Raw genomic sequence first — 12,943 nt, forward strand, 5'->3', positions numbered from 1 at the left:
TACTTAATGAAGCCAGACTTTCCGGAGTTTCTGTTGTTCAGGAGTAGGATTCGGAATGTCTGAGATCTTTCCGTTTTCCAGTTTTAAACCTGCATGGAGTAAATAATCTTCCAGCGGAAGCGGTTCTGTTCCCCGGATGTATTTTTCGGCAAACTCCTTCAGTTCGGGAAATCCGCTTACAATCACCATTTCAGAGAAAAGTTTATCGTCTTCAAACGGTTTCCCTCTGTAATGGGCCATTAAATCCAGAACCAGGTCTTTCGCACCGTATTCTCCAGCCGAAAGTTCACACAGTTTGATATCCAGACATAAATTAATCAAAGCGCCTTTCAAATACACATTGTAATATTGATCCTGCATTTCCATCGGGTGAAGACTTAAATCGGTCATAGACAAGTCCGCTTTGAATTCGTGCATATCCGCAATTTTCCCTTCTACAGTTCTGAAGAACTCTTTTTCTGTGCCCAATCCCGTTTTTACCGGCATGTGGATAGTAAAGTATTCGGTCATTCCCTCATACAACCACAAATGTTTCGAGAACTTGGGTTCATTATAATCGTAATGCGCTATTTCTTCGGAATGCAAACCGAGTGGCATAAGCGTATGGAAAAACTCATGACTGGCAATTCCATAAATGTTTTGACGGATCGTTTCGATATCCAGGGGCATATACAATAAGATCAGAGTTGAATTGGAATGTTCCAGCCCGTCACCAACCAAATGACTCTTATCCGGTGCAAGATTATGATAGATCAGGAAAGTATAGTGGTCTACCGGTAATTTATTGTTCAGGTATTTCGACTGGCTCATCAGCAAGGGACGAATGTATTCGGCAATATCTTTTGAAATCGGTTTCCCGGAGGTGGAATAGCAGGCAACTTCTACTGAAATTCCGGGCAGCTTGATCATCGTAGTATCCGGTAGCGCATATAAAATCGGGTTGTCGACTAATTGATGGTAGTTTTTAGCAGTAAAAAGGTCCACATTCGGCTTACTGATCTTTTTCAAACTCGTTGCAGGATAAAGGTTCGTTTCTTTCCGGATACTGATTTCGAACGGATGATCAATATGTCCGCGGAAATAACCGAACAAACTGTTTGGAGTAAGTACAAATGAACTGTCGCTGAATGAACTTGCAGCAGAGCGATAAAAGCCGCGCCCGGTTTTGTAACCAAAAGTTTCCCAGGCATCATCTACAAGATATGATACCTGTGCAATTGCTGCCGCAGGGTATATTTTCCATGAATTCTGGTCCTTTTGTTCTGTTTTCAGTTTCTTTCCCTTTTTGTCAAACACTTCAAAAGAGGAAATATATTGTCCGAAATTCATGGCACCATAAATTCCCGGGATGATCTTCGGAAAGCAGTAGGTTAGTGTGTCCTCCGAAAATCCGCTGATTTTTAAATTTACGGCCAGTTTATCATTCGAAAGGGTTTTCAGGTTTGTTTCATAACGGTATACGATCTGTGCATTAATCTTATGATTGAATGCAGCAAAAATTAAAAGCAGAAGTATATACTTTTTCATCGACTGTAATTGAATTCAAAACTAAGACTGTTTTACCATTTCAAAAGTTACAGAAATCAATTGGAAAGTGAGAAGAACAAAATAGTACGGACGCGAGGCATTGCGTTCCAACAAATACAAACCCCCGATGGATAATATCCATCGGGGGCGTAGCTACCACACGTACTTCACTATCAACCTGTACATGTATTACCTCTAAATTAAACCTAAACTGAAACCTAAACTAACCTAATTGTTACCTAACTTATAGCGTTATGATTGATAGTACGCTCTTAAATGTTTTTCTTCATAATTTTCAATGCCGCAACAGGTGCCTTAGGAATTTTGTAATTCAAACCCACTATACCATAATTCCTAAGTCTACACTATTGCAAGATCGTATCCGGATATTCCTGTCTTTGTGACGAGGTCTCATGATGAGACCTCAACTGTCACTTCGAACGGAAATATTCCTTTATAACTCAAGTTCTTTATTTCAAAAATTTAGTCACCTGCTTTGAAATCGATTTTTCAAAAAGTGATTTTCTTGCATGTACTATTATAAAGAACGTGCCAAAGAGGCAGAAAACGAAAAAACCCTTGATTTACAAGGGTTCCGGGTTTGATGTGTTTCTAAAATATTTTCAAAATGAAAAAAATATTTCCAAAATGAAAAAAAATCAGTACTCTTCTTCCTCTTTCAACATGCGGTAAATGGTTGTCTGACCAATATCCAGTTTGTCTGCCACCAATTTGGTATTGTTGTTATATTTATCCAGGAATAATTGAACAATACGCCGGTTATATGCTCTCAGGCTCATTTCTTCGGCAATAATTCCGGATAGAATATCAGCGCTTGCTACCACGATATCATCCGCTTCGATTACATCGTTCATGGACATAACGGCCGCCAGTTCAATCACGGATTTCAATTCACGTACATTTCCGGGCCAGGGATAGGCAAGAAGCTTGTTTTGGGCAGCCGGACTGATTTTCTTAACCGTCATACCGTTTTCCTTGCAAAAGCGCTCTACAAAGCTCTTACTCAATAATAACGTGTCTTTTTCACGTTCGCGAAGCGGTGGCAATTCGATCGGAAGACCGAACAGACGATAATACAAATCTTCCCGGAAAGCGCCTGATTTCACTTCCTGAAGGAGGTTTTTATGGGTTGCAACTATAATCCGGCAGTTGAACTTATACACCTTGTTTCCTCCAACACGTGTAATTTCACGTTCCTGTAATGCGCGCAAAAGTTTCGCCTGGAAAACAGGGTCTAATTCCGCTATTTCATCCAGGAATAAGGTTCCTCCGTCTGCTTCTTCAAACTTCCCGATGCGGGTTTGGTTCGCGCCGGTAAAAGATCCTTTTTCATGTCCGAATAATTCACTTTCGAATAATTCCTTCGGAATAGCTGCTACGTTGATCGCTACGAAGGGTTTGTCTTTATAAATCGAATTGTAGTGGATTGCTTTGGCAATGACCTCTTTTCCGGTTCCGGTTTCCCCGGTAATGGAAACGGTAATGTTGTTGGAAACCGCTTTTTGCAACAGGTTAAAAATATGCTGCATCTTACTGCTTTGCCCAATGATAGTATCGCTGAAGTTGTATTTGGTCTGAACTTCTTTCTCCAGTTTTTCAATTTTCTTTAAAAGCTTGGTCTGGTTCTGAGCATTTGCCAGGGTATTCAGCAGGCGGTTCCGTAGATCGTTACCTTTTACGATGTAGTCGTATGCTCCCAGTTTAAGCAGGCTTACAGCGGTTTCGATTTCTTCCTGTTCAGAAATAACGATGACTTGTGTTCCAGGGCACATGGCTTTAATTTTTTCCAGGAGCTCTTCACCGGAAATATCCGGTAAACGGTAATCCATCGTAATTAAATCAGGAATTTCATCGTTCAAACGGCTCAACAATTCCTTTCCTGTTGAAAAAGCCTCCGTTTCATAATCAGGATTCAACGAAACAGTGTGTACCAATAGTTTTTGGTACCAATCGTTGTCTTCGACAATAAAAATGCGTTGTGTAACCCCGGTTTCCATAATGCTGTACTTAGTTTAGTTTTTCTTTTACCTGTGTAATAATGTGTCTGGCTTGTTCCTCGAAAACTTCCATCAATTCGTGAATGGAAGGATCAACTTTTAATTCTTTCCCCATCCGTTCTATTTCTTTTAAAGTAGTGTAACAGTTATTTGCTCCGAAATGCTTGAAAGGGGCAGCTAATTGATGAGCCAGTTCGGATGCATCACTCCAGTTTTCAGCTGTTGTCAGTTCCTTCATTTTGATCAACCCGTTTTCTGTTGAGTTCACGAAAGTCTGCAATAATTCTTTATAGAAGCTTTCATTGTTGTTTGTCAGTTTTTGAAGACTTTTGAAATCCGCTTCATCTAATTGAGTTCCCATATTGTTGTCTTTATAGATTTGATAGAGTATTCTTCTTATTTCTTCGGGGTTTACCGGTTTGGTAAGTACTTCTGTCCAGCCCGAATCCAGCATGTCCTGCCTTTTTTCAGGATCGAGAGTTGCGGTCAGACCAACAACCGGTATTTGATCGAGGGTTTCCATTTCTGCCATTTTTTTGCGGAGCTCATGTCCGTTCATTTCAGGCATTCGGACATCCAGAAGTACAATGTCTATGTCGTTGTTTTTCAATTGTTCCAGTGCTTCCAATCCATTGGTTGCTTCCAGAAGCGTAATATTTACACCGTGGAACATACTTCGCAGCAGGGTACGGTTGAATGGTTCGTCATCAACGATCAGCAGGCTTTTGTCTTTCAGGAAGGAAAAATCGGTGCGTGATGGTTCGCGTGGCGCATCTACCTGGTCTTCCGTTTTTTCAAAAGGGATTTCGATGTAGAATGTTGTTCCGATTCCTTCTTCACTATTTACCCGGATGGATCCGCCTTGTTTATCAATGATTTGCTTGGTAATGCTGAGTCCCAGACCGGTTCCGCCGTATTTGCGCGTCACACCCGGATCTGCCTGTTCAAATGGTTCGAAAATACGTTCCAACTGTGCTTTCGACATTCCGATTCCCTGGTCCTGAACTTCTATTAAACACCGGATTTGGCGCTTTTCCAGCTCTTCAAACCGCAAATGGACCGTGATTAAACTGTCTTTTGAGAATTTATTGGCATTACTGATCAGGTTGATGATTATCTGCCGGAAACGCAGCGGATCTCCCAGTACGTTCGGGAACGATTTTTGGTCCAGTTCGACCACTAAACTGTTGTTTTTTTCGCTTACCTGCAATTCATATTGCTCATGCAGCATCATGATCTCATTGGCCGGATTAAAAGCAATCTTTTCCAGTTGAATGTGGTCTTTTTCCAATTTGGAAAGATCCAGGATCTCATTGGTAATCTGTGATAAGTGCTTAACCGAATTTCGGATGATCTTCACTTTTTTCGCTGCGCTTTGGTTCAGGGGTTCAAAAAACAACTGTTCCGTAAACCCGGAAATGGCATTTAATGGTGTACGGATCTCGTGACTCATGGTGGCCAGGAAGCGCGACTTGGCTTCTGTCAATTGATCACTTTTATCTTTTGCAAGTTTCAACTGGGCATTGGTTTCTTTTGATTTATTGAACAAAGTGATGATCAGGATGACAATCATCAGGATCAACAGCGTAGAGATAATACTGAATAGAAAAATAATTTGGTTTGTCTCTGCAGCAACATTTTTGGCGTGCTGTGTCTCCTTGAGCAATTCTCTTTTGTCTGCCAGTTCGATTGCCTGGAATATCTGTCCTATCTGCTTGCTTAATTGATTGTTTTGCTGTTCAAGCTCTAATTTATACAGGTTTAGAAAAGACTCTTTAGAAACAGCTTTGTTCTTTACGCTTTGGATCTTCCGTGCAATTTCATTGGTGCTGGCTACTGCAATTTCAGAAGCTTTGATTTTGACTTCCGGCTGTTGGACTGCAGGAGTAGTTGTTGTAGTGGTTTGTTTCTTGTTTTTTCGCTGGAACCATTTCTTCCTGGTTTCCTCTTCCGTAGTCTGCGGCTGTACTTGCGGGGTTTGCAAAGCATTTACGCGGTCACGGATTTCCATTTTTATCCGCGCTGTTTCACTGGCATTTTGCACCTCGTTCTCCAGGATCGACATCGTTTCGTTTACCCGGTTCTCATTTTTGATGCTCATGAGTGTGTCCAGGTTCCGGAAACGGTCTTTTACCAGCTTATTTAGCTTCCGTACCTGTTTTTGATAAGAAGAATCATCCGTTTTATAAGATTGGAGCAAATCCATTTTGCGATTGGTCTGTGATTCCAGGATCTCAAAGTCGAGCGGTGCATCCGGATTATTCTGATAGAGGTAGGAATAGGTAAGGTTATCGGATTTGAGAATGTTGCTGTTTAAATCCCGGACAATAAAACGCCGGTTCTCCTTGAGATTTGTCGGGAGCGGACTTTCCGAAACCTGCGATAAACGATCGTAAACCCAATATCCTGTAGTACATACAAAAATTAAGAGCAATCCGATAATTATAAATAGAATACGTTCAAAAAGAATATTTCTCCAGCCGGTTTTCATATTGATACGAATTTTCAATTTGAAAAATACGCCTTTTTCCTGAATTTTAATTTTCAAAATGAATTTTTTAACGAAATAATCCGGTAAAAACGGGTTTTGAATGTGTTTTGTGAAGTTTGCTAAGGAACAGGTTTCGAATGGACTATCGATTATAGAGCATTTGAGTTATTTCATTTCGAATTTGAAAAGAGGAATTTTGGCTCATCAAACTGAACATTTATAACTATGAAAAAGAATTACTTATTAATCACTCTTTCAGTAATGGCCCTCCAAAGTCAGGCTCAGCAGTGGTCCAGAATACATACTAACCTTGATTCTATCTGGTCATCGTCCATTCAGTATTTCAATAAAGGAGATACTATCATTTATTCGGGTAAAACGGAAGCATCTGAATCTTCCCGGAGATTTTATGTTTCTACGGACGGGGGAGTGAATTTTGACCGTGACTTTACAGATTTGGAAGGACTCACAAATAATTTATCTGGTTTATGGGCCTTAAAACTGAATAATAAAATCCTTGGATTCCGGAATACACCGAATCATGGGACTCATGAATTCGAGGGAACCAATAATTGGGGTCCTTTTCTCTCGAATGCGATTGGTATTTATGGAGAAGTAAATGTAGGTACCCTGTTTTTCCAGGAGCAGGGTTATAACAAAATTTATACAGTGCCTGCTTCCGGAGGCTCACTAACCCAGGTAGCTACCGGTACAATTTCATTGTATTCAACTTACACGAAAGGAACACGCGTGTTTTTGGGAGGAAAACAATCGATGCCGAATTTCATCATGTATGTGGATAACGGTGATTTTTCAACTATTCAGCCAACAACGATTTCCCCTCAAATCGTTGCAAACAATGATGTGGTAACGAACTTCTTTGAGAATGCAGGTGGACTTTATGCCGTTCTGTCTGATGGGTTCGCGCGTTTGTACAAAAGCACAGATAACGGGTTGAATTGGAATTTAGTTCAAACTACTCATGTAGTTAATGGAAATACTTTTTCATTGGCAAGCTCCCAAACAATAGGAACACCGGACGGACGGATCTTTTTTGTTAAGCCTGGAGGAAACTCCGATGATGTTTACCTAAGTACGGACGGAGGCCTGACAGCTTCCAAAATTGGAAATGGTTTACCTGCTTCACCAACTCCGCATGGAAAACTGATGGTCAATGGGAATAAGGTTTGGTATGAAGTGAAAGCCATTAGTCCGTCAACGTTCATTACTACCGATACTTCCATAGCAGGTTTGTACTTATTGGATGGTCAAACAAACGGGCTTGCAGAGACTGACGTTGAGAATGAACTGAAAATCTATCCGAATCCGGTTGCGGATCTGGTACACTTCGAAGTGGGGCCCGGAAAAGGGATCGAATCTGTTCGTATTATCGACATGAATGGAAAAGTTGTTTTGGAGACCACTTCGACGGATGTTTCCTTAAATAGCCTGAATACAGGAGCTTACCTTGCAAGTGTTCAATGCAACAACGGTATTAGTATGAAGAAGCTGTTGGTGAAACAGTAATCCCAATGTGTAGTAATACGAAGAGCATCTGTCGGTTGACAGGTGCTTTTTGTTTTTGAATAGTAAAGCTTAAAGACTCCCTAAATGACGGACAGGCATCCGGTATTGAGGAATCAGCTTTTTTATTGGTACATCAGGACGGAAATTTATCGAACTTTTCAGGAGATGTTGAGATAGTTTTCAGTTGTCCCTCATCACATTCAGTTCTCACACTCACACTGAAAAGAAAAAGAGATCAGAGCGAGTTTGAGTGTGAGAGAAGAGGGCAAAAAGAAAAAGAGCATTCAACTTGCGTCAAATGCTCTTTTTCTTTTTGGTACCTCGGGCCGGAATCGAACCGGCACACCCGAAAGTACAGGATTTTGAATCCAGCGCGTCTACCAGTTCCGCCACCGAGGCATTTCAATTTGCTGTCGGACTGACAGCATCACTTACCATTGTAAGCGGGTGCAAAAATAAGGAATTATTTTAATTCAGCAAGCATATGAAAAAAAATCCTGCTTATTTAATAATTTTCAACATCGCCCGTTCATCGCCTTTTACCAGTTCTATGAAGTAAACGCCGTTCGATAATTCCTGAAGATCAGTGATGGTTAATGATTTGTCATAAACGGATTCTTCAGAAATCTTCTGTGTTTTGATGATTCTCCCGGAACCGTCGCGGATTGCCAATTGCGCACCTGCTAAATCTCCCTGTGTCCATTCAATCGTAATAATCGAAGAAAAGGGGTTCGGATACGCTGTGATCTTGTTCGCATTTACCAAATCCTGCATTCCCATCATGCTGCATCCGTTCAATGTTCCGGGCATATTTGCATCCAGCCAGGTCAGTCTTCTGTGGAACCAGTCTTTCAAACGCTGTACTTCTTCTGCATAAGTCTGACTTGGAGCTTGTACCTCCGGAGTTCCGGTTGCGCTTCCCAGATGTCCCCAGGTTTGATAGTGCCACGCCTGGCTTTCATTCACTGCTTGTGCAACGGAATCAATTTTCCCATTGATATAGGATTCTTTCAAAATACTTCTGCGCAAATCGTCATAGCGGCAACGCAATTCATTGGCAAAAAGGGTGTCTTCCAGCAAACGGATGTACCATCCCGGAGCATCTACATCCTGGTCGCATGCTCCGTAAATAAATTGAGAACCGTCTTCCGAACCGCCCCACATGTCTTTTTCCGCCCAGTCAAAATCCCAAACCGGACCTGCCTTCAATTTCTTGACAGTTCCGTCACTCTTATCCTGATCTTTCGAGAAAAAGCGGCTTTTCTTAAATCCGTCGCCATTTCTGCAAACTTCGTTAACGATAAAATAATCAATGAAAGAAGGAACGTCGATATAGGCGCGGTACCCCAAACCCGGATGCGCAAAATTGGATCCGTACAAGGCATTTTCATAATCGTCGATAAAATTTTGGATATACGTTTTTTGCTGCAACACGATTTCATCCGGTTTCGGATAAACATATACCATGTGGATATCAAGACCCGGAAACCCAATCGGGCTGTGGCTCAATTGCCAGGAATTATCGTTGTCCCAGTAATCAATTTTCAAAATGTAACCGCCCGTCAGGTCAATACCCGTAATTTCCTGCGGTTCCAATTTGTTCACGTCCACCCGGTTGTTGTCTCGTTTAATCTTTTCTCCTAACAAATAGATTCCCTGGTATTCTCCATTCAATACCACATCGACCAAACGCATGCGCGTGGCATAATTGCCCATTGAATCGAAGATGTGGAACGGAAGAATGTTGCGCGCGAAGGATTTATCATTGTAATTTGCCAGCAAAACCCAATCGCTCTCTGCAGGCATTCCAAGCAAAGAAGAGTCAATGACATTCCCGTTTACATCCCAGGTTTCAAAAGCATATGGTTTTTGCGGAAGTGACAGGGAATAATTCCCGCGGTACTCAATCCCGATCTTTCCGTTGTAATCGTTCGGTGCATCGGTCATGTAATTTCGAATGCCTTGTCCGTTGAAGCGGATTTTCATGTCTGCCATGACTTTCGGGTCATTCTGAATGACGTTTCCGTTGGTGTTGATTTCTACAATAGGTAAAAGCGATGATGAAAAAGCAAAATATCCGGCCGGATTATTCCCGAAAGTGACTGAAAAAGAGATCACATTTCCCTCGTCAGCACCATAATTGTCGTTCACACGCAATTTCCAGCTTCCATTCGGGTTTTGTCCGTTGTTGACCAATCCCATTTGTCCCAAAGGTTTAAATGTCCCGGTAAATGGAGCTATTCCGGAAGATAGACTTGCCGCCGCATCAGCATTCAAACAAGTATTGGTGAAATTGTCGTCTCCGCCGCCGATATTGGAAAAAAGTAAACCGGTAGTTCCGTCCGGAGCTACAATCCAAACAGTCAAATCGGCATTGTAAGTATGTTCGAGGTTGATACAGACAGTTTCCAACCCAAAATTGACGGTATCAATACTTGCCGGAAGGCCGGAAACGGTTACCGGAATGTCAATGGTTGCGTTGTCATTGATGGGACCGCTGCCGCCTGTAAATGTTTGGCAAAACACAGTGTATGAAATGCTTACGAATAAGCAAAGGAGAGTATGTTTCATGTTTTCGTAGTTCGAAAGCGAATGTAATTAAAATTGACTTAACGATTTCTTAATATTGGGTTTTAACACTGTGAAATACAAAAGATCAGTAACTTTCATTCTTTACCGTGAAGGGCGCGGAGTCGCAAAGAAAAGGAGAGTTAAATTATTCTGAATTCCTTCTCCGAATTCTTTGTGTTCTTTGTCTCTTTGCGGTTTCAGATTAGTATCTTTGAGGTCTGAAACACAAAAGCAATGGCGAAAATCCTCATCAAAAATATTCATACGCTTTACCAGGCAGGAGAAGACTTTCCGGAAATGATCTGCGGTGACGCGATGAAACACGTTCCCAGTATTCAAAATGCTTTTTTGGCGTTGGAAGATGGTGTTATCATGGCATACGGTTCTATGGAAGACTGGGAAGGAATCACGGACTGGCGGGGTGTGGAAGTTATCGATGCCGAAGGCCAGAGTGTAATGCCGGCATTTTGCGATCCGCACACACACACCGTTTTCGCACGCACACGTGAAGAAGAGTTCGTAGACCGGATCAACGGATTGACTTACGAAGAAATTGCCCTGAAAGGTGGTGGAATTTTGAACTCAGCTCGCAGACTGGGTGAACTTTCGGAAGAAGAATTGTTCCAGGAAGCCTTGAAGCGTATCCATAAAATGAAGGCAAACGGAACAGGTGCCGTTGAAATTAAATCCGGGTACGGACTTTCTGTAGAAGCTGAATTGAAGATCCTTCGTGTAATCAAGCGTTTGAAGCAGGAAGCAGGAATTGCAGTCAAAGCTACTTTTTTGGGAGCGCATGCTTTCCCGAAGGAATACAAGGAAAATCACCAGGCTTACATTGATTTGATCGTGAACGAAATGCTTCCGCTCATTGCGAAAGAAGGCCTTGCTGATTACATTGATGTGTTCTGTGAACGCAATTATTTCTCCGTGGAAGAAATGCAGTACATCCTCTCCGAAGGAAAAAAAGCAGGATTAATTCCGAAGGTGCACGTCAACCAGTTCTCCATTATGGGTGGAGTAAAAGCAGCTGTTGAATTGGGAGCTCTTTCTGTGGATCATTTGGAAGAATCCAATGACGAAGATATTGAAGTGTTGAAAGGCAGTGGTTGTATGCCGACTTTCCTGCCGGGTTGTTCTCATTTCATCAGCATTCCATATGGAAATGCACGGAAATTCATAGCGGAAGGACTTCCGGTTGCACTGGCAACAGATTACAATCCGGGAACCACTCCCTGCGACAATATGCAGCAAATCTTTTCACTGGCATGCGTTAAAATGCGCCTCACTCCGGAAGAAGCTCTGAATGCTCTGACCATCAATGCGGCTTACGCCATGGGATTATCCAAAACACACGGAACGATTTCACTTGGAAAGTCCACACCGGTCATTTTAACAAAACCGATTGATTCTCTGGCATATATTCCTTATGCATTTGGAGAAAATCATGTAGACAGACTCATTTTTTAGTAATTTTGGGATTGTTTAACTTACTGGAAACAAACGACTAATTGTTTTTTAGCACCTTAGCGACTATGTACAAAATTGGATGTTTACTTTTTCTCCTCAGCTGCTTCCCCGTTTTTGGACAGGAAAGCGACAAAGAGTACCAGTTGTTGTGGGAAGTCAAACCACCCAAATCGAAGAAAGTCAGCTATGTTTTCGGAAGTATGCATTCCAACGACCCGCGTCTGTTCAATTTTCCGGATTCCCTGTATACCGCTTTTGTCAGTGTGGAAGCAGTGGTGCTTGAAACGGATGTGACCCAGATTTACGATCAATATGACGTGCGGCTGAATTTGTTCAATTTTGACCTGTTCGATAAAAAACGCTCGTTTGCGAGTTCCCGGAAAGCTACTCAAACAGTTTATGGCTCCGAAGACGGAAGGCCGCAATTTTTGGATGCTTATTTTCAACAAACGGGTTATTGCGGCGGAAAAGGGTTTTACCAGCTGGAAACGGTTCAGGACCAATTGAAACTGGCAGAGAATCCCGAACTTTTCAATACACGGACAGCAATCAATGGCTTGTTCTTTACAAAGGAAGCTTTCATTCAAACCTACATCAACGGGGATATTGCTTCACTTACGAATATGTTGAAGTCGCAATTTAAAAGCTCTCCCGAAGCATACGACGAATTGATTACCAAACGGAATCAGACCATGGTAAAAGGATTGGATACATTAATGCGTAAACGAACCGTTTTCTGCGCTATAGGTTCCGGTCATTTATACGGATCAGACGGTGTTTTGCAGTTGCTGCGGCAGAAAGGATTCCAGGTCAGGGCTGTAAAAGCTACTTACAGCAACATCGTTTCTGCGGAAAAAAAACTCGTTCAGTCGTGGAGGTCCTATGCCGTTGCCGATGAAGAAGACTCGTTTCGAATGACCTTCGGCGGAAAACCGACCAAACTGGAAGAGGAGGATAAACAGCATTACATCTACCAGGAACTGGGGCAGGGAAATACTTTCGAGTTATTTATTCATACTTCTTCAGACTATTTGGATGACAACCGCTACCGTTTCCTGGAGAATGAATTTGCACGGACCAGGGAGTTTGTATTGGATGAAGGAGCAAAGGGGATTGAAGGGTTGGTTTTGGACCCAATCAAGGGATACCAGTGGAAACGCCTGATCCAGTTTGGAAACGTATGTTACGAACTTGTCTGTTACGGCGGAAACAAATTCATGCATTCGGACCGACCAACCAAATTCTTCCAAAAGTTTGAGATTCTGACAGAAAAGGAGTAACCAACAACGCATTGTTTATTCATTTTTCGCAATCTTCAAATGAATTTATCGGATACCTGTAA

7 protein-coding genes and 1 tRNA gene are annotated in these 12,943 nt (G+C 42.0%); 3 read left to right on the forward strand and 5 right to left on the reverse strand.

All coding sequences use genetic code 11. The features are described 5' to 3' along the window. Nucleotides 1-3: 3 nt before the first annotated feature. From QZT69_RS04840 to QZT69_RS04850, 3 genes are all read right to left on the reverse strand, one after another. A complete protein-coding gene (locus tag QZT69_RS04840) occupies nt 4-1,527 on the reverse strand; it encodes a hypothetical protein (RefSeq protein WP_294671098.1) in 1,524 nt (507 codons plus the stop codon). 659 nt (nt 1,528-2,186) lie between these two features. After that, on the reverse strand, nt 2,187-3,545 hold the full coding sequence (locus QZT69_RS04845; RefSeq protein WP_294671100.1) for a sigma-54 dependent transcriptional regulator: 1,359 nt from the start codon (nt 3,543-3,545) through the stop codon (nt 2,187-2,189). A 10-nt stretch (nt 3,546-3,555) separates the two neighbouring features. Further along, nucleotides 3,556-6,093, reverse strand: a complete 2,538-nt coding sequence (locus QZT69_RS04850; RefSeq protein ID WP_294671103.1) for an ATP-binding protein — start codon at nt 6,091-6,093, stop codon at nt 3,556-3,558. Nucleotides 6,094-6,261: 168 nt separating this feature from the next. On the opposite strand from QZT69_RS04850, the gene QZT69_RS04855 reads away from it, so the two are divergent. Continuing rightward, entirely contained in the window at nt 6,262-7,563 is a 1,302-nt protein-coding gene (locus tag QZT69_RS04855) for a T9SS type A sorting domain-containing protein (protein WP_294671106.1), read from the forward strand. Nucleotides 7,564-7,877: 314 nt separating this feature from the next. On the opposite strand, the gene QZT69_RS04860 is transcribed toward QZT69_RS04855, so the two are convergent. Both QZT69_RS04860 and QZT69_RS04865 read right to left on the reverse strand, forming a co-directional pair. Next, nucleotides 7,878-7,962, reverse strand: a tRNA-Leu gene (locus QZT69_RS04860). Nucleotides 7,963-8,064: 102 nt separating this feature from the next. After that, nucleotides 8,065-10,134 carry a CotH kinase family protein gene (locus QZT69_RS04865; RefSeq protein WP_294671108.1) on the reverse strand — a complete coding sequence of 690 codons (2,070 nt, stop codon included), beginning with the start codon at nt 10,132-10,134 and terminating at the stop codon, nt 8,065-8,067. 234 nt (nt 10,135-10,368) lie between these two features. Here QZT69_RS04865 and hutI point away from each other — a divergent pair, with 234 nt between their 5' ends. Both hutI and QZT69_RS04875 read left to right on the forward strand, forming a co-directional pair. Beyond that, entirely contained in the window at nt 10,369-11,601 is a 1,233-nt protein-coding gene (hutI, locus tag QZT69_RS04870) for an imidazolonepropionase (RefSeq protein WP_294671111.1), read from the forward strand. Nucleotides 11,602-11,666: 65 nt separating this feature from the next. Next, on the forward strand, nt 11,667-12,881 hold the full coding sequence (locus QZT69_RS04875; RefSeq protein ID WP_294671113.1) for a TraB/GumN family protein: 1,215 nt from the start codon (nt 11,667-11,669) through the stop codon (nt 12,879-12,881). Nucleotides 12,882-12,943: the final 62 nt, after the last annotated feature.

It is taken from the genome of uncultured Fluviicola sp., from assembly GCF_902168135.1.
Lineage (GTDB): Bacteria > Bacteroidota > Bacteroidia > Flavobacteriales_D > Crocinitomicaceae > Fluviicola.